The sequence below is a fragment of the Halosimplex litoreum genome, assembly GCF_016065055.1.
GTDB classification, from domain to species: Archaea; Halobacteriota; Halobacteria; order Halobacteriales; family Haloarculaceae; genus Halosimplex; species Halosimplex litoreum.
This window is the reverse complement of sequence record NZ_CP065856.1, coordinates 929488-952034: the sequence shown is the minus strand read 5'-3', so window position 1 is coordinate 952034 and position 22547 is coordinate 929488. Positions and strand designations below refer to the sequence as shown.

Sequence of the window (22547 nt, the reverse complement as noted above, 5' to 3'; positions counted from 1 at the left end):
GTGTCACTCTCGGTCGGTCTCCGGTCCGAGTTCGATCGTCGCTCTCGGCCCGAGCTACCCGCTCCCCCCGTCGGCCTCGGACCCGTTTATCGAGAGCGGATACGTCTCGCCGGTCCACGGCCGCTCGCGCGGGTTCGGCCCGGGCTTGGGCCATCCCTTCGACTGCTCGATCGAGTTGCCGTCGACGTCGCCGACGCCGGTGCCACCGGGCGGGACGACCACCGCCACCGCCGTCCGCGACGTGAACGTCACCTTCGACGACCGACCGAGCACTTCTTCTCTCCCGTCGCCGTCCAGATCCAGCGTCGCGTTCCCGCCGTCGCGGACGTACTGCAGCGACGCGTCGCCCACGGCGGGCGTCCGGCGCGGCACCTCGACGGCAAAGCGGGCGTACTGGCCCCGAACAGTCACCGACCAGACGTTCGTCGTCACCCACCAGTTCGTGAAGGGTGGCGCTACCGGCAGCCCGGCCGGGATCTCGGTCACCGACTCGTTGAGCCGCTCGGCCGCCACGGCCGAGACCTTCGATCTGACTGCCTCCCCGACCGCGTCCTTCACCCCGGCAGTGAGGGTCGTCACCGCCGGCCCCGAGACCTTCCCGCGCTTCGACTCCAGGGCGTCGTATAGCCCCGTCCGCAACTGCAGCCGCACCCAGTCGCGCCGCCGCGTCGTCCACTCGCCGGCAGTCCGACGGACCGCGGCGGCGACGATCGGGTCGACGACCGACCCGTTCGCCATCGCGAGCGCCCGCGCGTCGAGCGCCGACCACCGGCCGAGCCCCGCCTCGACGAGGGCCTCGTGGTCGGTCGAAGCGTTGCCGACGCCCGCCGTTTCCAGTTCGTCTGCAAGGTCCGCCTCGACCTCCTCGACGGTGTCGTTCAGTTCCGTCAGCAAGCGGTCGCGGCGTTCCCTGACGGTGGCGTTCGGTCGGTACTCGAGCGTCCGGTTGGCCGCCCGGAGCGCCCGCGCGGCCGTCGAGAGACGCCGCTGCCGGCTCGTCTCACCGGGCAGGAGCGCGCTCAGCGCCACGTCCGTCGCGTCGGCGTAGGGGATACTGAAGTAGTTCACGTTCCGGGCGGTCAGCGGGTGCGTTTCGTTATCGACGGCTGTCACCTGCCCCGGCGTCACCTTCGCGAGCGTCAGATACGGCGGCGCGCCGTCGACGGAGTATTCGAGGGGCGGCCCCTCACCCCCACCTGGTCCGGCGTCGCGTTCGTCGGCCCGCCGCGCGTCGTAACTCGACCGCAGCCGCGACAGCGACGGGCCGCCGACGGCCCCGATCGCGCTCTCGAACGCACTCTCCCGGTCCGACCGCTGCTCCGCCCGGCGTTCCACTCGGTCGATCACGGACGCGAGGTAGCGGCCGCGAACGGCCGCACGGGCCTTCGCGGCGACGCTGTCGTAGGTCGCTGGCGCGTCGACGAGTTCGCTTCGCCGTTCGCGTAGCTGTCTGACCAGTTTCGCGGCCGGCGTCGCCTCGTACGTCCCCATCCGGCCGCGGGCGACCGAGACCGACGCCCCGCGGACGGACCGGCGTAACTCGATCAGGTCCCGGTAGATCCACTGCGGCAGCTCCCCGGGCCACTCGCCGTCGATCCGCGTCGATGTCTCCGAGAGCGTCCCACGCGCCGCGCGTCCAGCAAGCGCGTCCGAGCCGCCCGCGAACTCGCCCGCCTCCCGGACTTTCGGTGGCACGTCGGCGAGGTTCGGCCCGCCGAACCGGCCGCCTCGCTCGTGGACGGACGGGATGGGATGGTCCGGAGCGTGCGGCGTCGGTGCGTGACGACCGACGACGGCGACCCGAACACGCTTCGTCTCCGTGGTCGTCCGCGTCGTCGCGTCGAGCGACCCGTTGTGGTGCCAGATCGCCCGCCGCTCGTGTCGCAACCGGACGGTCCGGGAGTACGTCTCCAGCCGGTGATACCCAGACGGGTCCGAGACGGTCGGCCCGCCCGTCGCGTTCGACACGTCGACCACGTCGGTGTCGGTCGTCTCGACGCGGAACTGCCAGTCGTCGCCCGCGGGCGGACCCGGCCGGTCGGGCGTCCCGCCGGTGACCCGCTCGGTCGCCGCGAGCGTCCGGATCTCGGCGCCGTACACCGCGTCGATCGTCCCGTTGATCGCTCCGTCTCGAACGAACGCTCGGAACGCTCTATCCGCAGAGCGTCCGACGGAGACGGTCACCGTCTCGTTCGGCGGCGGCGCGTCGGTCCCTCCCGAGGTGAGCCGCGGAACGCCCGCGCTCTCGGAGGGTCCACCGGCGGCCCGGATACCCTGACGGAGGAGCGTCGCCGTCGAGTCCTTGCTGGGACCGTGGGTCGCGAGCACCTCCTGGAGACCGACGCGGGCGACCGCAGTTTCGAGCGCGTCGCGACCGTCCGGGTCGCTCGCGCCGAAGACCGACCGCTGCTCGTCGAGTATCCCCCCGTTCGTCGTCAGCTCGACGTGGCGGTTCGCGACTACGTTCTCGATCGGCGCGCCCCCGTACTGGGCGTAGCCGCGCGCCCAGGCCACCGCGTAGAGCCGGGCGGTCAGCCGCTGACCGAGCCCCGGCTTCGAGACGCCGCGTTCGAGCCGCTCCTGGAACGTTTCGACGCGCTCGTGGACCGCCAGCACCGGTGTCGGGACGACCACCGAGAACGAGACGTCCTCGGTGCCGACAGTCCGTCCCTCGCGGGCCGCCTCGACGGTGACGTTCGAGAGGTCGACTCGGAGCTTCGTCCGCTCGGGACCCGCTCGCTCGACGTTCACCCGGTCCATCGCCGCTCGAAGCGCTTCGGGCGTCCGCGCCGGTGCCAGCGACGCGTTCGCCCGCACCCCGCGATGGGTACGCACGACAGTCCGCAGCCGCTCCTGCGCGGCGAGGTAGATCCGGAGTTTTAGCACGTCTCTGAACGCCGTGTCGGAGTCGAGCAGCGCCCCCCACCGGTTGCTCGCTGGTGTCAGGACGGGGTCGCTGGCCGCGGCGACGCCCGCCTCGGCGACCGCCGTCCGAACGGCGGCGCGCGCGTCGGCAGTCGTCCGTTCGACGGCCAGATCGACCGCCGGCTCTGGCGTCGGCTGCGGGCGGTCGACCGCGCTGGCGAACAGCGCGCTCGATAGCACCAGCAGGACGCCGACGAGCGCGAACGGGACGCGGCCGCGCGTGCCGAGTTCGAATCCGTTCCGGCTCACTCCGACCACGTCCTGACGACGACCCGGACTCGATGCGCTCGCACCGCCGACGCGGCTTCCGTCGGTGAGTCGTACCGTCGGTTCAGGTCCCTCGCGAGCCGCTCGGCGAGTGATTCGGACAGCCGGCGGTTCGCCCGCGCCACCGTCTCGGGTGTGAACGGTGCTGGCGTATCGACGCCCAGCACGGTCGCCGCACGCCGGTAGCGGTGGGCGACCAGTGCTCGGTCGGGCCCCTCGCTGTAGAGGGCGTCCCGGGTCTCGCTCGGCGGGAACAGGTCCGCGACGACGACGTCGGCCAACACGTTCGCGACGCCACCGAAGCCGTTCGTCCGCGCTGCCCGTCTCGCTGCGGCCGAGACGTTCGCCATCCCACTCGCTGCCGCGACGGTGGCGACCGATACGTCCGCGTCACGGGGCGGCGCGTCGCCGACGGTGAACGACGAGCGCAGCGTCGCGTTCGGATACGGGCGCCAGGTCACTGCGACCTGTGCGTTCGCTTCCCGCGTGTGCAGGACGCGTCGGGTCGCGCTCCGGCTTCCCGCTCGCAGGTTCTCGCCGGTCCCGGTGAGCGAGGCGCCGCCGAGCGACGGGTCGGCCACCGCGGCCGCCGCGAGCAACTCCGCCCGCGTACCGCTCGCCGCCCGAGTGACGGTGACCGTTACGGTGTCGTCGCCGTCGAGCAGCGCCGACGAGGGGACTCGCGCCGAGCGGGTGTAGGTCACCTCGGCCGTGGTCGTCGCCAGCAGGTCTCCAGTCTCCTCGGCGACGCGGTTCCCGTCGGGCGCGCGGCGGTCGCCGACACCCGCGAGCGTCCCGACGGCGATCCCGACCAGCAGGACGAAGAGCACGGTGTCGAACGCCGTGCTCGACGCTCTCACGTCCACACGCGCACCTCCAGTCGACCCGGTTCGACGCGACCCGGACCGATGCGGACGCTCACCCGTCGACGCGCGGTGTCCACCGCCTCGGGGGAGGTCGGGCCAACCCGTTCGGTCCGGTCTCCGACGGTGAGCGTGGCGTTGACCCGGTAGCCGTCGGGACCGCGGTCGAGTGCGGTGGCGAGGCGGTCGGGTCGGGCGACGCCGCCGACGGTCAGTGCGCGCTCGATCCGGTCGGCGGCGGTCTCGGCGTGGTTCCGGTCGACCGGTCCGGGGAGGCTCGCCTCTAACGCACCGACGTAGACCGACAGTGCGAGTGCGACGACGACTACCGCGACGACCGCCGCCAGCGGCTCGGTCTGGGCCTCACGCCCCGACGAGCGTCGCATTCGCGTCCCTCCAGCTCACTCGTCTGACGATCAGCGTCTCCGGTGCCGGTTGCCAGGACGGCTCCCGCGTCTGCGCCCGATCGAGGACTCGCGCGAACGTCGACTCGCTCCGGAAGACGCGCTCCGGGGGGACGCCGCGGAGGACGCGTCGGAGCCGATCGCCGTCGCCGGCCGCCACCGGTATCACGGGGCCGTACGCGAGCGACGCGTGGGCGTCGCCGCCGGAGCCGCGCAGACCGACCCGGTGGGCGCCGATCCGGATCCGTCGAGCGTCGACCGGCTGCCGAGCCGTCGCCTCGTGGGGGCTAGCAGCGACGCTGTCGATCGTGCGAGCGACGGGCTTGGCGTCGGGTGGCGGCGCGGTCGGGACCCGGAGCGCGAAGCCCAGGATCCCGACGCTCACGATCGCGAGCCCGAGCCAGACGTACGTCGATTCGACGGCGGTGTCGTACACGAGACGGCCTGGTCGCCCGTTCGAATAAAAAGGTTCAGACGAGCCACCCCGTCCCGACGAGGCCGGCGACGAAGACGGTGCTCGCCAGACAGAGTGCGCGGCCGACGCGGTAGCCGACCAGCGAACGGTCGAGACCCCGTTCGAGCCCAGTCGCGAGCGTCGTCAGGATCACGGCGAGCGCCAGCACGTACGCGCCGACGGCGAGACCGAGGGCCGCAGGCGACACGGCGGTCGTCAGCGGGCCGTCGCTGCTCATCTGCTCGGCGAGCGTGACGGTCGCGCCGCCGACGAGCGGGCCGAACACCGCCGCCGTGTTCGCGAGCGTCGACGTGACCCGTTCCAGGTCGCGGCGGATCGTTCGCTCGACGCTCTGCAGGTCGTCGAGGTGGTCGGCCATCGCGACGATGGCCGGTCCCGCCGGACGCCCTTCGGAGGCGGCGACGGCGAGCAACTCCGCGGTGGCTCGGGCGCGCTCGCTCGGCACCGTCGCGAGCGCCCCGTGCTCGCCGAGGAACGATTCGCGGACGCCCGCCCGAACCTGTCGCTGCTGGCGGACGGCGTCGGCGAACACCTCGCCGGCCGCCGAGTCCAGCAGCTCGACCGCGTCGTCCGACGCGACTTCGACCGACCGACCGCGGTCGACCTCGCGACCGACCAGATACAGCGCGTCGGGCAGGCCCGATTCGACGGCCGCGACGTGGTCGCGGACGGCGGTCATCGGTCGGTAGATGACGACCAGTGCGACGCCGACCCCGACGGCGGGTGTCGCCACGAGCGCCGTCCACGACGACGCGAGCCGGGTGACGACGAGCCAGGCACCCCCACCCGCTGCCGCCCCCGCGACGAGGGCGGGCCACCGGTTGTCCGGCACCTCGGGATGCGATCGGGGGACCGGTGTCGGTGGGAACGCGACGGGTCGGCGCGCGAGCAGCCACGCGCTGGCGACCAGTAGCGCCGTGGGCAAGACCAGGTCGTAGCCGACGACGACGGCCGCCAACGGAACCTCCAGACCCACGGTACCGGCAGTCGGGAGAAGGGCGACCAGCGCCAGCGGGAGCAACACGCCGAACGCGTACAGTGCGGTCGCAGGTCCCTGGATCCCGGCCGCGAACTCGGCCATCGATTCGCGAGTCCCCGCTAGCGTCACGTCGAGCGCGCTGTCTAACGCCCGCTCGCGCTCCTCCGGTTCGGCCGAGCCCGCCGACTCGACGAGCGTGAGCGCGCGCCGCAGCGCCGGGAACCACTCGGCCCACTCGTCGGCGAACGACGACAGCCCCGAACGACCGGTCCCGCGCGCTCGCCGCACGTGCGCCCCCAGACTCCGAGCGAGGCGTCCGTCGCCCGTCTCGGCGGCGAACGCGGCCGCCGTCTCGGTCGTCGGCGCCAGTCGCATCCGCAGGACGACGCTGCTGACGAGTTCCGGCGCCGTCCCGAGTGCGCGGGTCCGCCGGGCAGTCGCCAGCCCGCGGGGGACGTATCGCGCGACGGCCGCGACGCCGAGTCCGACCAGTAGCCCCGCGGCCACGGCCACCGACGGCGCTCCCAGGACCAGTGCCAGCGGTACGGCGACCGCGACCGCCGCGGCGATACCGGCGCCGTCGCCCGCTCGCAGGACCGTCTCCGCGTCGAGGTCCCAGCCGAGGAACTCGACCGCCCGCGCGAGTTCCGGGTCCTGCCTGGGGTCCCACGGTGCTGCGATCGCGAGCGCTTCGACGGCCGCGACGAATCGGCCGTCGCTCTCCCGGGTCGCGCCAGCCCGGTCCGCCGGTGTCCGCGAGATTCGCGGTTCCCGCTCGTCTGCACCTCGGGCGTCGGTCGTCACGCTTCTACCCGCTCGACGCGCGCTCGCTCGACCGTTTCGGGGTCTGTCCGGCCGGTCGTGGCGAGGCCGTCGAGCCACTCCGTCCGCGCCGACAGTTCCGCTCTGAGATCGGCGTAGCTCTCTCCGGGCCGCGCCAGCGCGGCGACCAGCCGGCTGTTGCCCCGTTCGATCCGGTCGGTCGACCCCAGCCCGTCGCCGTCGCGCTCGTAGAGCGAAACGAACTCGACGGTCTCGGCGCCGCCGGACCCCCGCTCGTCGCCGGCGTCTCCACGGCCGCCGCCGGTCCGTTCGACCTCCTCGATCGCGCGGACGCGACGCTGGGTACCGTCCTCGCGCTCGGCGGCTTCGAGCGTGACCAGGACATCCGTCGCGGCGAACGAGCTCTCGGGGACCCCTAGGTCGGCGACGACGCGCTCGCGGACGGCCGCGCCGCCGTCGCCGTGGATCGTCCCGAGGACGGCGCCGTCGTTGGCGCCGACGCGCATCGCCTCGTAGAGCGTCCCGGCCTCCTCGCCCCGGATCTCGCCGACGACGAGCGCGCCGCTGCCGAGTCTGAGCGCCGTCCGGAGCGCCTCCGTCGGGCTCGTCCCGGCGTCGTCGAGCGAACTCCGGAGCGCCTGCACGTCGCGGCCGCCCGACTGGAGCGCGTCGACCGGGAGTTCGGGCGTGTCCTCGATGACGACCGCACGGGTCTCGACGGGGATCTCCCACAGCAGCGCGCTCAGACAGGTCGTCTTCCCGGCGCCGCGCGGGCCGGCGACGAGGCTGGCAGCGCCCCGTTCGACCGCAACGGACAGCAGGGCGGCGGCGTCGGCGGGCATCGTCCCGTTGGCGACAAGCGCCGGCAGCGTCCAGGCCGCACGGTCGCCCGCGCGGAAGGCGAAGGCGACACCGTCGCTGACGGGGTCGGTCACGGCGGCCACGCGCACCCGGCGGTCGCCGGTCGCGACGGCGGCGTCCAGCGTCGGGTCGGCCCCGGAGAAGGCCCGCCCGCTTTCGCGACGGAACCGAGAGGCCAGCGCCGCGGCGCCCTCGTCGGTGAGTCTGACGTTCGTCCGCATCGCCTCGCCGTCGACACGGACCCGCAGCGGCCGCGCCGCGACCGGTGCCGTGGCGAACACGTCGGAGACACGCGGGTCGGTGAAGAGATCCGCAACGACGCCGTATCCGCGGGCGTGTTTGTGCAGGACGGCCGCGATATCTTCCACGGGGTCGTCCTCGTCGGCGACCGCCCGGGCGGCGCGGCCCGGTGCCCGCTCGGCGTCCGCGACCTCGGTATCCGTGAGTCCGGCGCCACCGACCTCGCCGCCGGCGAGTCGGTCGTAGGCGGCCGAGAGCGTCGCTGCCGTCGCCTCGTCGAAGCGCGCTTCGACCGGTTCGAGGTGGTAGGTCGCCAGCGCGTCGGTGGGTCGCTCGTAGATCCGCACGAGTCCGCCGCCGTCGAGCGCCTGCCGGTCGCGCAGGCGGGCGTCGCTCGGCGGCCGCGCAGCCACTCTGGAACGGCTGACCGTCGGCCCGACGAACGGTCGGAGCACGTCGTCGTACCCCTCCGCTCGCGCCGCGCCCTCGGCCAGCCCCGTCTCGGTGGCGACCCGTTCGACGGGGCCGGCCCGGCCGGTCGCTTCCCGTGCAGCCGCGAGCGGGTCACGGCGCGCCCTCGCGGCGAGGCGCTCGTCGTGGAACGCGGCGGCGTCGGCGAACCGACCGGCCGCCGTCAGCAGCGCCGCCGCCTCGTCCTCGTACGCTCGAACCGTTCCGTCCGCGCGCGTCACGACCGTCTCGGCGTCGCGGTCGGTGAGCGCTTCGACGACCGTCTCGCGACAGTCGGCCGACGACGCCAGGCGGCCGCCGTCGGGGCAGTCGCTCGCGTCGACGACCAGTCGGTCCCCCTCGAAAGCGGGGCGACACTCGCAAGCGTCTTCGTCGCCGCCCCCGCGGAGTCGCGACAGCAGTGCGTTCATGACCGGCGGTGGTCGCTCGCTCGTATTTCAACCTTCGCGCCGGACCCGGACGGCGTGTTCAGTGCAGGTGAGGGAGTGAGCAACTGCGGTGGCGCGCGCTGTCGCGACTCTCGTGTCGCGACAGCATCGTGCGAGGGATGAGCGAACGGAGTGAGCGAATCGGTTGGGGAGGCTCGTGGCTATCTGCGGTGCTGTGCGGGGCGGTCTCTTGTTCCGGTCCTGGTGGACTGAAAGGGCGAGGCGCGCTCGCGTCTACTTCAGTCGTCTGAGCGGGTCCTATCCGAAGCGGCCGGAGGCCGCGAGGATATCCCGCTCAGCGACCGCGAGAGCGAGGTCGACCGCAGGGAGACCTCGTCAACGCGAACGGGGTCTGCGCGAACGAAGTGAGCGCAGGCTCGGAAGACGAGCGGAGCGAGTCTTCCGGCGAGCGAAGCGACCCGTGAGCGAGCGCGCCGAGGGCTTTCATCGGTTGCTGTCCCCGGTGAGTGCGGTTGCTGTCACTCGACTTCGTTACGCCCCAGCACAACCAGAAACTCGCGATACATTCGCAACACACACTGACTACTATCGGACCCGGACGACCGCCCGGCCGTCGACGGCGACCAGCGTCAGGGTCAGCCGCGTCTCACCGCCGACCCGGAGCCGCTCGGTCGGTGCCGTCCGGATCCGGACGCCGTCGACGACCACGGTGTGTTCGGTCCCGCCGCCGACACGCCAGGTAAACCCGGTGGCGGCCGGGTCGGCGCGCTCGCTCGAACGCGACGGCGTCACCGAACTCCCGGGCCGATCCAACCGACCGACGCGGAACCGCTCGACTCCGGCGCTAACCAACCCGTCGGTGGGGAACTCGACGGTGACCGACCGCCGTGCGGGACCGGCGTCCGGCGGGAGAACGCTGTTTCCGGTCGCGAGCGATCGCGCCTCCGAAACGATGCGGTCGACCGCGTCGCGGACGGCGGTGTCGCTCCGCTGGACGCCCGCGTACTCGACCGCCGGCACGGCGACCCCGGCGACCGCCACGAGCAGGACGACGGTGAACGCGACTCTCACCACGGCCTACAGCGCGTCGCGGACGCGCTCGATGAACTGTTCGGTCCCGCTGTCCGAGTCCGAGTCCGACTCCTGGGACGAGTCCGGCGACCCGTCTCGCCGAGACCGGTCGTCGTCGCGGTTCGCGCGGTCGTGGTTCCGACGGTCGGTACCGCCACCGGGGTCGTCGGGCCTGCCGCGACCGGTGTGCCGGTTACCGCCGCGGTGGTCGGGTGCGTCCGCCCCGGTCGGATCGCGATCCGCGCTCGTCGCTTCGTTCCGACCCGTCGACGATGGATCGAGCCTCCTCCCGGTCGATCCCGTCGACGCTCGGTCCGTTCGCTTCGCGTGCGCGCCGTCGGGGCGATCGACGCGGTGGGTGCGGTCGGGTGCCTGGTCGTGAGCGCGCTCGTCGGGTCGATCCCGGTGTGACCCGCCGCGGTCGACGGCGGCTTCGACGGTCTCGGCCTTCGCGAGGGCGGCGCTGGCGCGGCGTTCGACCTCGCGGTTGACGGCGCGGACGTTGCCCGCGTAGCCGCGGACGGCTTCCAGCCCGGCTTCGAGTTCGTCCAGTCGGGACTCGACGGTGTCGAGGCGCTCCTCGAGCGTCTGGAGGTCGTCGGTGACGGCGCCGGCCTCGCGCAGCTCTCGCAGGTCGGCGTCGCCGTCGGTCAGCGCGCGTTCGACGGCGTCGAGTCGCGCGTCGAGGTCTCGCTCGGACATGGGCCGCGGTGGTCCCGTCACCGCACTTGAACCCTCGGTCGGACCCAACGTTGAATAACCACTACTCCGAGGGTAGTGATATGAAAGTCGTCCTGATTGGTGTCGGCCAGGCCGGGGGCAAGGTGACCCAGCGACTGGCCGAGTACGATTACGATATGGGCTTTGGCGCCGTTCAGGGGGCGATGGCGGTCAACACCGCCGAGGCGGACCTGCAGAATCTCGATATCGATACGATGCTCGTCGGGCGCGACCGCGTGAAGGGCCACGGGGTCGGCGGCGACAACGAACTCGGCGCGGAGATCATGCAAGACGAGGCGACGGAAGTGATGGACGGCCTCGACGCGAAGCTCTCCACCGACGCCGAGGCCGTCGTCATCGTCGCCGGTCTCGGCGGCGGCACCGGCTCCGGCGGCGCGCCCGCCCTCGCCCGCGAACTCAAGCGCATCCACGATATCCCCGTCTACGTCACCGGCATCCTCCCCGGCCGCGACGAGGGCGCCATCTACCAGGCCAACGCCGGCCGGTCGCTCAAGACCGTCGCGCGCGAGGCCGACTCCCTGTTGCTGATCGACAACGACGCCTGGCGCACCGCCGGCGAGTCCATGGAAGAGGGCTTCGCCGAGATCAACGACAACATCGCACAGCGACTCGGCCTCCTCTTTGCCTCCGGCGAGATCGACGCCGTCGACGAGGTCGCCGAGAGCGTCGTCGACTCCTCGGAGATCATCAACACCCTCCGCCCCGGCGGCATGGCCGTGTTGGGCTACGCCAGCGCCGCCGCCAGCGAGGACGCCGGCGAGAACGTCAACGCGATCACCTCGACCACGCGCAACGCCCTCCTGACGGGGACGAGCGTCCCGAACGTCGTCGAGGCGGAGACGGGGCTGCTCGTCGTCGCCGGCCAGCCCGAGCGCATCTCCCGGAAGGGCGTCGAGCGCGCCCGCTCGTGGATCGAGGAGGAGACCGGCAGCATGCAGGTCCGCGGCGGGGACTTCCCGCTCGACTCCGAGCGCATCGCCGCGCTGGTCCTGCTGGGTGGCGTCGAACGCTCCAACCGTATCGACGAGTTCATGCAACGGGCCAAGGAGGCTCACGAGTCGAAAAACGACGGGCGCGGCGAGGCCAAGGAAGCGTTCCTCAACGAGGAACTCGACGACCTGTTCTGACTCCCTCGTCTACGTCTCCCGCCGTCTGGAAGCGAAAGCTCTAATCGCGGGGCCTGGGAATCCACGGGTATGGCTGACGACGACTCCGAAGCGGAGGAACCCGCGGTCGAGCTCGGCGAGGGCGAACCGGTCGAGGGTGCGCCCCTCGCGCGCGTCACCTCGCGCCTGAACTGGGGCGCCGCCCACAGCGACATCGTCGAGCGCGAGGGCGACAGCACGATCCGCACCCCCGACGGTCCTCGAAACCTGGCCGACGTGATGGACGAGGTCGACACGCCCTACTTCGAGACGCGCCAGGAGTTCACCGAGGCTGTCCGCGCGGTCGTCGGCACCGGTCCGATCCCCACGGCCGAGGAGTGAGCCCTCCCATCTCGTCGTCGCTCCCGGATCGCCGTCGCGCCACACGGTCGTGCCCCGACGTCGAGACGCGGGGCCTACCGGCCGTAGCGAGCGCATAATTACGTTGTCGTCGCGCGCTTTTCTCCCAGACGATGGTCCGGACCGTGCTGCTCGTGGGGGTGATCGCGTCGGTGTTCGTCGGATTCAATATCGGGGGATCGTCGACGGGAATCGCGTGGGGGCCGGCGGTCGGCGCCCGGATCCTCCGGAAGGTCACGGCCGCCGGGCTGATGACGCTGTTCGTGTTTTTAGGCGGGTGGACGGTCGGTCGGAACGTCATGGACACGCTCAGCGGCGGGATCGTCACGACGGAGATCTCGCTCGGCGCGGGGGTGGCGGTCCTCTTTTTCATCGGGTTCGGTATCCTCGTCGCCAACGTGTTCGGCGTGCCCGTCCCGACGTCGATGACGACGGTCGGCGCCATCGCGGGCCTGGGCCTCGCGACCGACACGGCCAATTTCGAGACGATCGGGTGGATCGTCTCGTGGTGGATCGTGACGCCGGTCGTCGGGTTCTGGATCGGGGCGACCGTCGGCCGGTACGTCTACCCCGAACTCAACCGCCGCGTCCGGATCGAGGTCTCCGAGGGACCGACGCTCGCGCTCGACCGCAGCGGCGCGGTCCCCCGGCCCGGACTCGGTCCGAACACGAGTCGCGGCGAACTCGTCGGGACGCTGGTCGTGCTCGTCATCGGCTGTTACATGGCCTTCTCGGCGGGCGCGAGCAACGTCCCCAACGCCGTCGCGCCGCTGGTCAGCAGCCGCGCGCTCGAACCCGACCTGGCGATCGCGATCGCGACCGTCGCGATCGGCCTCGGCGGGTTCACGATCGCACGCCGGACGATGGAGTCGGTCGGCTCCGAACTCTCGGACATCCCGTTGCTGGCTGCGCTCGTCGTCATGATCACCGCCTCGACGGTCACGACCGCCCTCTCCTACATCGGCATCCCGATCAGCCTCGTCATGGCGTCGGTGATGACCATCGTCGGCCTCGGCTGGGGACGGGCGACTCGCCCCATCGCCGCACGGGACGCGCTTGCGGGCGACCTCGACCGCGAGATCGAACCCGGTGCGCTGACGGCCGAACCCGAGGCCCCGACGGCACCGATCGGCGAGGCCGAACCCGAGGCGGTGCTCGACGCGGGCGACCTGTTCAACCCCCGCGCCATCGTCAAGTACGTCTCGATGTGGATAATCGGGCCGACGATGTCGACCCTGCTGGCCTACGTCTTCTTCACGCTGGTCCCGGTCGCCTGAGCGACCCACCGCTGGGTCGTGGACACGACCGATCGCCCGAACGACACCTCCGGTTTTTACGCGTCCTGCTCGTAGGGAGACCATGATCTCTCGCGTCCTCGTGCCGATGGACGGGTCGGAGATGAGCGAACGAGCGCTCGAATACGCCGTCGAGGTGTATCCCGACGCCGCGTTCACGGTCTTGCACGTCGTCGGCGAACCGTCGCCGCTGTGGGGGGAAGCGACCGGGATCGCGCTCGCCGACGACGTGGACGCCGCAGCGCGCGAACACTCCGAGCCGGTCTTCGAGCGTGCCGAGGCGATCGCCGACGAATCCGAGGGCGCCGTCGCGCTCGAAACCGAGGTCGCCCTGGGCCATCCGGTGCGGGCGATCATCAACCGCGCCGGGGAGTACGACACGGTCGTCATCGGCAGCCACGGTGGGACCGTCGCCGAACGGCTGTTCGTCGGCAACGTCGCCGAGAAGGTGTTCCGCCGGTCGCCGGTTCCCGTGGTCGTCGTCCGATAGCGGCCGGCGGCGAGCCGATACGGCCGCCCGGGTCAGGCGCGGCTGTCCTCGGGCTCCTCGTTCGCGTCGCCGACCTCCTCCGGTTGCCCCTCCCTATCGACGCGTTCGTCGAGCGACTCGACCTGTGCCTGGACCTCGTCGAGCTGCTCGCCGACCGCCCGCTCGACGGTCTCCGCCATCGATTCTCCCACCGATTCCTCGACGGTGTCCTCGACCGTCTGCTCGACAGACTCTTCGACCGACTCCTCCATCGTCGCTTCGACGGTCTCCTCCACGGTGTCTTCGACGGTCTCCTCCATCGTCTCCTCGACGGTCTCTCTGACGGTACGGGTCATCCAGTCGGGGTCGAACCGGGCCATCTTCCAGACGACGTGGACGACGTACGCGGCGAAGACGCCGACGCCGAAGGCGACACCGACGTTCGTGTTCACCGTCGCGATCAACACGATCGAGACGGCGATCAGCCCGCCGTACGCCAGGTCGACGAGCGCGTCGGCGCGTGCGGGGTTCACCATCGCGGCCGGCTACCCCCGCGGTCGCTCTGCGCTGGTCCGGTCTCCTTCCGATTCCCCCGTCGGCCGACTCTCCCCTCCAAGCGCATGGGTATCCGGTCGCACCTACGAGGCGCGGACGGATTAGTTACGGCCCGAGATCGAACTGACCGCCGCCGGCGGTGAGTGGGAGCCGCCCTCACTGCAGCACGTCGGGAAGGTCGTCGTCCTGTGTCTGGGCAGTATGGGGGTCGACACCGAGGTCACGCAGTCCGTCGTCGGTGGGCTCGTGGCCGCCGTTACCGGCCACGGCTTCGACGACGGCGTCCAGACTCTCCAGTGCGGCCGACCGCGTCGCGCCCTGCGCGGACACCTCGACCTGCAGGTCGCGAGCGGTCCACTGCCCGTCTGGGTTCTCGACGAGCCGGACCTCTCTGGGTTCCTCGCCCGCCCCGGTGTCGGCGCGTGCCATATCCGAACGTGGCCCCCTGTCGGTGAAAACGCTTCGGGGCCGAAGGGCGTGCGGGTCGCGAGAACCGAACTCAGTCCAACAGCTGGTCGGCGATCGTGTTCCGGAGCACCTCGCTGGTGCCCTCGTAAATTTCGTTCAGCTTCGCGTCGCGGTAGTAGCGCTCGACGGCGAAGTCCTTCGTGTAGCCGTAGCCGCCGTGGATCTGGATCGCCTCGTTGCACACTTCCCGAGCCATCTCCGAGGCGTACAGCTTCGCCTGGGCGGCCTCCTTGACGTAACGGTCGCCCCGCATCTTCTTGTCGGCCGCAGCGTGCATGAGATAGCGAGCCGCCTGTATCTTCGTGTCCATGTCCGCGAGTTTGTGCTGGATGGCCTGGAACTCCGAGATGGGCTGGTCGAACTGCTCGCGCTCGGCGGCGTATTCGAGCGCGTCGTCCAGCGCGGCCTGCGCGCCGATCGAGCGGGCGGCGATAGTGATTCGTCCACCGTTGAGCGTCTTGAGCGCCTGGACGAAGCCGGCGCCCTCCTCGCCGAGCCGCCGCTCGGCGGGGATCTCCATCTCGTCGAAGCGCAACTCGGCAGTCGGACAGCCCTTGTCGCCGAGTTTGTCCTCGGTGCCCTCGACGTAGAACCCGTCGTCCGTCTCGGGGCGGATGATAAACGACGAGATACCGCCGCCGTCGGCCGCCGGGTCGGTCTTGGCGAAGACGACCACGGTGTCGGCGACGGATCCGTTGGAGATCCACAGTTTCTCGCCGTCGAGGACGTAGCGATCGGGTTCGCCGCCGCCACCGGCGTCGCCGCCGACCGGTTCCGCGGTGGTCCCCATCGCGGGCACGTCGCTGCCCGCGCCGGGCTCCGAGAGCGCGAACGCGCCGATCTCCTCGCCCTCGGCCATCGGGACGAGGTACTGCTCGCGCTGGGCCTCGTTCCCGAACTCGTAGACCATGTTACAGGCCAGCGAGACGTGTGCGGCGACGACCGTGCCGAGGCCGCCCGAACCACGGGAGATCTCGACGAGCGCCTCGGGATAGGCGTGATAGTCGAGGCCGGCGCCGCCGTACTCCTCGGGGATCGGCATGCCCAGCAGGCCCAGTTCGGCCATCTCCTCGATCAGGTCGGCCGGGAACTCGTCAGTCTCGTCGATCTCGGCCGCCCGCGGCACGACTTCCTCGTCCACGAAGTCCGCGACCATGTCGCGGATCTGGCGCTGTTCCTGTGTGAGGGCGAAGTCCATGTGAGTTCGTACCGCGGCTCGCCCCTTGATTGTTCGCCAGCGGCTGATCCATCACTCCGAGCCAGCGGTTCGCGTCGCGTCGACCGACAGGGCCTCGTCGACGACGAGTTCGAGGGTCTCGCCCTCGCAGGGGATCGAGAGGGCGACCTCCCAGGGGTCGGTCGAGCGGACGGTGAGATACTCGTCGGTCATGGCCCACTCCAGCTCCCAGTGGGGGCGAGTGGTCACGTCGACGCCGTGGTCGTGGAAGAAGGAGACGACCGCGGGGTGATAGAGGTGCGCGAGGCCGACCGACATGTACTGGGAGCTTCCGCAGTGGTCGCAGTGGCAGCCGAGAAACACGTCGAGGCGACCGCTCCCCTCGGTCCAGACCTCGTCGCCGGCGACGAACTCGAACTCGAGGGCGCTGGCGCAGATCGGGCAGACGCCGCGGGCGTAGGCGAGCATGTCGTGGCGGTTGTACTGGTCGACGCGTTCGAGGAGGTCGCCCCTGTCGCCGGTTTCGACGGCGCTCGGCGGCAACTGCGTGTGAGCGTACACGTGGTCACAGCCCGGACAGCGAAGCTCGAAGTTGCCCTCGTCGTAGCGTCCTTCGACGGGTGTCCCGCAGAAGTAGCAGTCGAGGCCGGTCTCGAAGGGTTCGAGCGAGACGCGGCGGTTGACGCTGCCCGCGCGGATGAGCCGGTAGAGGGTGAGTCCCTCGGCGCGCATCGTGTAGCCGTCCTCGCCGCGGTCGACGAACTCGCCGGTCAGCTGCGAGAGGTGGTAGTTGAACTGGCCGCTGTCCATGCCGGGATCGACGGCCTCGCGTAGCTCGGAGAAGGAAACGCCCTCGTGGGGTCGTTGGCCGAGCGCGCGGAGGATCGCCGCGCGCGTCTCGTTGCCGATGAGTGCGAAGGCGTCCTCGGCCGCGGCGTCTGCCGGCGGCGACTCGTCGTCGGGCATACTCGTTCCGTTCCGAGTGGCATCGACATAGCTCTGGGGGAGCCCTGACGCCCCGCCGACCGGCGGTGAAGGGGAACGATCGACCGGATCGACCACCTTTTTCGCCCGAGCGGCCCAGACGTCGGGTATGGACACACGCGAGTTCGGTTCCACCGGCTGGGACGTGACGGAGATCGGCCTCGGTACCTGGAACGTCGGCCCGTCGTGGGACGAGGTGACCGACGAGCAGGCCAAGGAAGCCATCGCCACGGCGCTGGACGACGGCGTCAACTTCGTCGACACCGCCGAGGTGTACGGCGACGGCCGCGCCGAGCGGCTCATCCACGAGGTGCTCGACGAACGGGACCCCGACCGAACGATCTACGTCCCGACCAAGGCCGCACCGGACGAGGACGGCGGCCACTCCGAGGAAGGGCTTCGCTCGTCGGTCGACGGCTCGCTCGACCGGCTCGGCGTCGACTCGCTGGATCTCGTCCAGCTGCACTGCCCGGAGACCGAGGCGTTCTACGACCCGGAGAACTTCCGGGTGCTGGAAGACCTCAAGGAGGAGGGCCTGATCGACCACGGGGGTGTCAGCGTCGAGAAGGTCGAGGAGGCCGACAAGGCCATCGAGTACGACGTGGTCGAGTCGGTGCAGATCATCTTCAATCCACTGCGCCAGCGGCCGGCCGAGCGCTTCTTCGAACGCGCCGCGAACGCGGACGTCGGGATCATCGTCCGCGTCCCGCTCGCGTCGGGGCTGCTCGCCGACGCTTTCGAGGGACCGGAGGACTTCGGTGAGCACGACCACCGTCGGACCGCTGCCGAGGACGGCGTCGAAGCCGGGGTCGGCCGCAAGGGCGGCGAGACGTTCGCTGGCGTCCCCTTCGAGGACGGCCTGGCCGCCGTCGACGACCTGCGACCGTTCGTCCCCGACGAGGCGACGATGGCGCAGTTCACCCTCCGCTGGATCCTCGACCACGACGCCGTCTCGACGGTCATCCCCGGTTCCACCACGCCCGACCACGTCGCCGAGAACGACGACGCCGCCGACCTCGATCCGCTCTCGCACCAGACCCACGGCGCCGTCCGCGACATCTACGAGCAACACGTCGCCGACTACGTCCACCACCGCTGGTAACTGGCCGCCGCCACCGCGGCGCCCTCGCCGACCGCGCCGTCGCGACCGCACGACTCCGAAATCTTCTTGCGGGAGCCCGTCGCCGTCGTCTCCCGTCCGGTCGGGAGCGCTCGGGAGCGCTCCGTAGGTGCGTTTCAGCCGGAGATCACAGCCAGCGAGTCCCGACGCTGTCGGTCGGATCTCCACCCGAAAACGGCGGGTTCGTTGCTCGGAGTTTCTCCGCCGCGCGCTCAGTCGGCGCTCGCGGGAACTTGCCGTTCGTCGTCGGCCGGCGGGCCGCCGGCGTCCGGTCCGCGACCCAGCAGGTACAGCGGGACGCCGAACGCGACGGTCGCGGCGGCCCACGGGACGGTGGTGACGGCGGACACGAGCAGTCCCCACACCGGCGACATCGACGGCGCGTAGAGGAGGGCGGCGCCGAACGGTGCCGCCAGCAGCGCCAGCGCGACGACGGCGGTCACCGTCCGGTCCCGCCCGCTGGCGCGGCCGAGCGGGAACCAGAGCACGGCGGGGATCGACAGCAGCGCGGTCTGGAGGGCGACGATCGAGGCGGTGCTCGCGATCGTGGCCGCGGACAGGGCCCCCAGGAGCGTCCACCCGAGCGCGGCGCGTGGGGAGACGGAGTCCGCGTCGGCAGCGAGTCTCGCGACGGCCGCGTACAGCATGGCGAAGACCAGCACCGTCTCGGCGACGGCGGGCGCGAGCAGGTCGAGGCCGACGAGCGACGCCATCGCGAGTACGGCCGCGACGGCACTGCCGCCGGCGAGCACTGTTCCGAGTCGTGACGAACCGACGGCCGGGAGCTCGTCACCCCAGCGTCCCAGCGCCAGCAACAGCGCGCCGAGTCCGAGAGCCGGGAGGACGCCCAGGACGAGCGCGCTCGGCTCCGCGAGACTGACGCCGAAGGCGACGAACCCGACGGTCGTCAGCGCGCGTGCCCCGTAGTCGTCCGAGCGTGCAAACGCCAGCCGGGTGTCGCCGTGGAGCCCCGGCGTGTCGTCGTCGGACCGCCAGACGGCCGCGCCGCCCTCGACGCTCGCGCTCGCCGGCGCGCGGCTCACGACCGTGCCGTTGGGCCCCTCGATCCGGAGTTCGTCGGCGTCGAGGTCGAGCCCGGCCCGTCGAGTTCGCGGGTCGAGCGAGTCGACGAGGACGACGCCGCCGAGGCTCTCGTGGGCCACGCCGGACTGGGCGAAGGTGACGACGAGCGTACCGTTCTCGACGCTCGTGTGGAGGTCTCGGGGGTCGTCGACGACGGTGCGACGGTCGAGGCTCGCGCGGACGACGCGCTCGCGCAGCGTCGCGTTGGCGGCCAGTCGTTCGGCCGCGCCGTCGTCGATCCGGACGCGGGCGTCCCAGTGGCCGCTCCCGTCCGCGCGGACGCGGATCGTCGCCGCGCCGTGCTCGACTGTGAGCGGAACGCCCGCGCCCTCGGCGGCGTCGGCGAGACCGGGGCCACAGACGCCACAGACGGCTTCGGGCGGTGGCGCGGCGCTCGCAGGGCCGACCGCGACCGCCGCGAGCGGCGAGCAGACCAGGAGGGCGGCGACCGCGACGAGGATGGTCGGGCGGCTGGCTGTCATCACTCGACCCCTCACCCGCCGGTCCCAAGTGGGTTCCGGAGGGTCAGACGGTCGTTTCACCGTCTCGTGCTCGGCCGCCGGTCCCTAATCGTACTCGTAGAAGCCCGTCCCGGTCTTCTTGCCGAGGTCGCCGGCTTCGACCTTGCGTTTGAGGAGGTACGCGGGCCGGTAGCGGTCGCCCAGTTCCGCGTGGAGCGTCTCGGTGGCGTGGAGACACACGTCGAGGCCGATGTGGTCGGCGAGTTCGAGCGGGCCCATCGGGACGTTCGTCCCGAGTTCCATCCCGCGGTCGACGTCGGCCTTGGCGGCGACGCCTTCGTCGTAGGCGCGGATCCCCTCGTTGATCCACGGCATCAGGATCCGGTTGGTGACGAACCCGGGCTTGTCGTCGGCCTCCCAGGTCTCCTTGCCGAGCGCTTCGGCGAAGTCGTGAGCGAACTCCACCACGGCGGAGTCGGTCTTCTCGCCGACGACCACCTCCACGCCCTCCATGACGGGAACGGGATTCATGAAATGGAGCCCGACCACGCTGGCCGGCCGGTCGGTGGCGGTGGCGATGGTCGTGATCGAGAGCGTGCTGGTGTTGGTGGCGAGGACCACGTCGTCGTCGGTCACCTCGTCCAGGTCGGCGAACACGTCGCGTTTCACGTCGACGTCCTCGACGACGGCCTCGATCACGAGATCCGCCTCGGCCAGGTCGTCCAGATCCGTCGTCCCCGTCACGCGTTCGCGCATCCGCTCGGCTTCGCCCTTCGAGATGGTCTCCTTCTCGACGAGGCGGTCGAGTCCGCCGACGAGGGTCTCGATTCCCCCCTCGACGAGATGGTCTTCCACGTCCCGGAGCACCACGTCGTAGCCCGACTGGGTTGCGACCTGCGCGATGCCGCTCCCCATGGTACCGGCGCCGACGACGCCGACGGTGTCGACCGCTTCGAGTTCGCGCATACCCCACCTGCGCCCGCCGGCGGCGTAAGCCTACTCCCGACCGGTGATCGGGTTCGGCAGACACCCCCTCGATCGGCGGCCACGATACATGTCGAGCACTACTCAGGTACTCGCCGCCTCGACCGACCGAACCTCCCGGTTACTTCGAATCGGCCGATTTCGGCCGCCCGAGCGATTGGGAAGGTCACGCATGCTCGAATCGTTTACTCGGCCGGTAGTAAATAATGTCAGAAAGAAGATATATACGTTCGGTCCGTGTACGATTGTTCGTAATGCGCCCCATCGCAGACGCTCCGGTGACGCGGGACGGGAAGGCACTCGTTTTGGCGTACGACCACGGTATCGAACACGGGCCGGTCGACTTCGACCCCCAGCCCGAGAGCGCGGACCCGGAACACGTCTTCGATGTCGCCACACACCCAGCCGTCACGTCGCTGGCCGTCGGGAAGGGGATCGCGGAAGCGTACTACCCGTCCTACGAGGACGACGTATCGCTGCTCGCCAAGCTCAACGGCACTTCCAACCTCTGGATGGGCGAGCCCGACAGCGCAATCAACTGTTCCGTCGAATACGCCGCCGAGGAACTCGGTGCAGAGGCGATCGGTTTCACCGTCTACCCCGGCGTCAACGGCGAGGTCGAGATGTTCGAGGAGTTCCGCGAGGTCCAGGAGAAAGCCCGAGAGTACGACCTGCCGGTCGTGATGTGGTCGTACGCCCGCGGCCAGGCCGTCAAGAACGACACGAGCGAGGAGACCATCGCCTACGCCGCCCGCCTCGGACTGGAGCTCGGCGCCGACATTGCCAAGGTCAAGTACCCCGGTAGCAAGGAGGCCATGGAGACGGTCACCCGGATGGCAGGTCCGACGAAGGTGCTCATGTCCGGCGGGTCGAAGACGAGCGACCGCGAGTTCCTCGAGAGCGTCAAGAGCGTCATCGACGCCGGCGGCGCCGGCCTCGCCGTCGGCCGCAACGTCTGGCAGCGCGAGGATCCGATCGCCTTGCTCGACGCGCTGGAGGAAGTCATCTACGAGGAGGCCTCGGTCGAGGAGGCCCTCGACGCGGCCACCCCCAAACCATGAGCCAGCAACTCCCACCTTCGGCCGACTGGGTCGGCCACCCGACCGTCGACGCCGTCTTCGACGTGGTCCGTGACACAGCCGCGGAGGTCCGCGAGGCGCTACCCGAGCGCCGAGCGTACGTCGAGGGGCACAACCCCAGCGGCGAGAAGGTCCGAGCCGCCGACGAGTACGCCGACGAGCTGTTCTGCGAGCGCCTGCTCGCGCTCGATTCGGTCGGGAGCTACGCCTCCGAGGAGCGGGAGTCCGCTCGGGAGGCCGACGACGGCGGCGAGTACCACCTCGCGCTGGACCCGCTCGACGGCTCCTCGAATCTCACGTCGAACAACCCGATGGGCACCATCGTCAGCGTCTACGACGAACCGGTCCCGACGGGCGGCGACCACCTCGTCGCCGCCGCGTTCGTCCTCTACGGCCCCAACACGACGATGGTCGTCTCCGACGGCGAGACCGTCGACGAGTACCTGATCGAGGACGGTGCCGGGGAGAGCGCCGACGAGGATGGCGAGGGCCGCAAGCTCCTCCGCGAGGACCTCACGCTGCCCGACGACCCCACGGTCTACGCCTTCGGCGGCCGCCGTCCCGACTGGACCGACGGCGTCACCGCCGCCGTCGAGGATCTGGAGGCCGACCGGCTGAAGCTCCGCTACGGCGGCGCCTTTATCGCCGACGTGATGCAGGTGCTCACCCACGGTGGCGTCTTCGCTTACCCCGAGCTCGCCGACGCACCGGAGGGCAAGCTCCGCTACTGCTTCGAGTGCGCCCCCGTCGGCTTCGTCGTCGAGGCCGCGGGCGGTCGCGCCTCCGCCGGCTACGGCGATCTGTTCGAGAGCGACCCCGACCGGCTCCACGCGCGCAGCCCCGTCTACCTCGGGAACGATGAACTGGTCGACCGCGTGGAAGCGACGCTGTCGTAACT

At 71.0% G+C, this 22547-nt stretch carries 21 protein-coding genes; 7 read left to right on the top strand and 14 right to left on the bottom strand.

Going from position 1 to position 22547, the window contains the following annotated elements; genetic code table 11:
- Nucleotides 1-54 precede the first annotated feature (54 nt).
- The 8 genes from I7X12_RS04645 to I7X12_RS04610 form a co-directional block, all read right to left on the bottom strand.
- Complete coding sequence (locus I7X12_RS04645; protein WP_198062701.1) at nucleotides 55-3174, bottom strand: DUF7286 family protein; 3120 nt, start codon at nucleotides 3172-3174, stop codon at nucleotides 55-57.
- A complete protein-coding gene (locus tag I7X12_RS04640) occupies nucleotides 3171-4058 on the bottom strand; it encodes a DUF7284 family protein (protein ID WP_198062700.1) in 888 nt (295 codons plus the stop codon). Before I7X12_RS04640 ends, I7X12_RS04645 begins: the two co-directional genes overlap by 4 nt.
- Nucleotides 4049-4441, bottom strand: a complete 393-nt coding sequence (locus I7X12_RS04635; RefSeq protein ID WP_198062699.1) for a DUF7285 family protein — start codon at nucleotides 4439-4441, stop codon at nucleotides 4049-4051. The genes I7X12_RS04640 and I7X12_RS04635 overlap by 10 nt, the downstream gene beginning before the upstream one ends.
- Nucleotides 4419-4895, bottom strand: a complete 477-nt coding sequence (locus tag I7X12_RS04630) for a DUF7283 family protein (protein ID WP_198062698.1) — start codon at nucleotides 4893-4895, stop codon at nucleotides 4419-4421. The genes I7X12_RS04635 and I7X12_RS04630 overlap by 23 nt, the downstream gene beginning before the upstream one ends.
- 34 nt (nucleotides 4896-4929) lie before the next feature.
- Entirely contained in the window at nucleotides 4930-6717 is a 1788-nt protein-coding gene (locus I7X12_RS04625) for a type II secretion system protein (RefSeq protein WP_198062697.1), read from the bottom strand.
- Nucleotides 6714-8678 carry an ATPase, T2SS/T4P/T4SS family gene (locus I7X12_RS04620; protein ID WP_198062696.1) on the bottom strand — a complete coding sequence of 655 codons (1965 nt, stop codon included), beginning with the start codon at nucleotides 8676-8678 and terminating at the stop codon, nucleotides 6714-6716. Before I7X12_RS04620 ends, I7X12_RS04625 begins: the two co-directional genes overlap by 4 nt.
- 564 nt (nucleotides 8679-9242) lie before the next feature.
- On the bottom strand, nucleotides 9243-9728 hold the full coding sequence (locus I7X12_RS04615; RefSeq protein ID WP_198062695.1) for a DUF7311 family protein: 486 nt from the start codon (nucleotides 9726-9728) through the stop codon (nucleotides 9243-9245).
- Between the two features lie 6 nt (nucleotides 9729-9734).
- Complete coding sequence (locus I7X12_RS04610; protein WP_198062694.1) at nucleotides 9735-10430, bottom strand: DUF7310 family coiled-coil domain-containing protein; 696 nt, start codon at nucleotides 10428-10430, stop codon at nucleotides 9735-9737.
- 80 nt (nucleotides 10431-10510) lie between these two features.
- On the opposite strand from I7X12_RS04610, the gene I7X12_RS04605 reads away from it, so the two are divergent.
- The 4 genes from I7X12_RS04605 (at nucleotide 10511) to I7X12_RS04590 (ending at nucleotide 13759) form a co-directional block, all read left to right on the top strand.
- Complete coding sequence (locus I7X12_RS04605; protein WP_198062693.1) at nucleotides 10511-11596, top strand: tubulin/FtsZ family protein; 1086 nt, start codon at nucleotides 10511-10513, stop codon at nucleotides 11594-11596.
- 69 nt (nucleotides 11597-11665) lie between these two features.
- Nucleotides 11666-11956, top strand: coding sequence for a DUF5789 family protein (locus I7X12_RS04600; protein WP_198062692.1), 291 nt, complete (start codon nucleotides 11666-11668; stop codon nucleotides 11954-11956).
- 131 nt (nucleotides 11957-12087) lie between these two features.
- Nucleotides 12088-13251 (top strand): inorganic phosphate transporter, encoded by a 1164-nt coding sequence (locus tag I7X12_RS04595; protein ID WP_198062691.1) that lies wholly within the window; start codon nucleotides 12088-12090, stop codon nucleotides 13249-13251.
- An 82-nt stretch (nucleotides 13252-13333) separates the two neighbouring features.
- Entirely contained in the window at nucleotides 13334-13759 is a 426-nt protein-coding gene (locus I7X12_RS04590; RefSeq protein ID WP_198062690.1) for a universal stress protein, read from the top strand.
- 32 nt (nucleotides 13760-13791) lie between these two features.
- Here the strand turns inward: I7X12_RS04590 and I7X12_RS04585 are convergent, their stop codons facing one another.
- The 4 genes from I7X12_RS04585 to I7X12_RS04570 form a co-directional block, all read right to left on the bottom strand.
- Nucleotides 13792-14274 (bottom strand): hypothetical protein, encoded by a 483-nt coding sequence (locus I7X12_RS04585; protein WP_198062689.1) that lies wholly within the window; start codon nucleotides 14272-14274, stop codon nucleotides 13792-13794.
- Between the two features lie 175 nt (nucleotides 14275-14449).
- Nucleotides 14450-14722 (bottom strand): type II toxin-antitoxin system HicB family antitoxin, encoded by a 273-nt coding sequence (locus I7X12_RS04580; RefSeq protein ID WP_198062688.1) that lies wholly within the window; start codon nucleotides 14720-14722, stop codon nucleotides 14450-14452.
- 70 nt (nucleotides 14723-14792) lie between these two features.
- On the bottom strand, nucleotides 14793-15959 hold the full coding sequence (locus I7X12_RS04575) for an acyl-CoA dehydrogenase family protein (protein WP_198062687.1): 1167 nt from the start codon (nucleotides 15957-15959) through the stop codon (nucleotides 14793-14795).
- Nucleotides 15960-16010: 51 nt separating this feature from the next.
- Nucleotides 16011-16904 (bottom strand): winged helix-turn-helix domain-containing protein, encoded by an 894-nt coding sequence (locus I7X12_RS04570; RefSeq protein WP_198062686.1) that lies wholly within the window; start codon nucleotides 16902-16904, stop codon nucleotides 16011-16013.
- 127 nt (nucleotides 16905-17031) lie between these two features.
- Here I7X12_RS04570 and I7X12_RS04565 point away from each other — a divergent pair, with 127 nt between their 5' ends.
- The gene (locus I7X12_RS04565) at nucleotides 17032-18024 is read left to right on the top strand and encodes an aldo/keto reductase (RefSeq protein ID WP_198062685.1); all 993 of its coding nucleotides are present in this window, start codon (nucleotides 17032-17034) and stop codon (nucleotides 18022-18024) included.
- A gap of 230 nt (nucleotides 18025-18254) precedes the next feature.
- On the opposite strand, the gene I7X12_RS04560 is transcribed toward I7X12_RS04565, so the two are convergent.
- Together I7X12_RS04560 and I7X12_RS04555 are read right to left on the bottom strand one after the other, a co-directional pair.
- Nucleotides 18255-19607, bottom strand: coding sequence for a hypothetical protein (locus tag I7X12_RS04560; RefSeq protein WP_198062684.1), 1353 nt, complete (start codon nucleotides 19605-19607; stop codon nucleotides 18255-18257).
- Nucleotides 19608-19691: 84 nt separating this feature from the next.
- Entirely contained in the window at nucleotides 19692-20552 is an 861-nt protein-coding gene (locus I7X12_RS04555; RefSeq protein ID WP_198062683.1) for a 3-hydroxyacyl-CoA dehydrogenase family protein, read from the bottom strand.
- A 272-nt stretch (nucleotides 20553-20824) separates the two neighbouring features.
- On the opposite strand from I7X12_RS04555, the gene I7X12_RS04550 reads away from it, so the two are divergent.
- The gene (locus I7X12_RS04550; protein ID WP_198062682.1) at nucleotides 20825-21631 is read left to right on the top strand and encodes a class I fructose-bisphosphate aldolase; all 807 of its coding nucleotides are present in this window, start codon (nucleotides 20825-20827) and stop codon (nucleotides 21629-21631) included.
- Nucleotides 21628-22545 (top strand): class 1 fructose-bisphosphatase, encoded by a 918-nt coding sequence (locus I7X12_RS04545; RefSeq protein WP_198062681.1) that lies wholly within the window; start codon nucleotides 21628-21630, stop codon nucleotides 22543-22545. The genes I7X12_RS04550 and I7X12_RS04545 overlap by 4 nt, the downstream gene beginning before the upstream one ends.
- Nucleotides 22546-22547 lie beyond the last annotated feature (2 nt).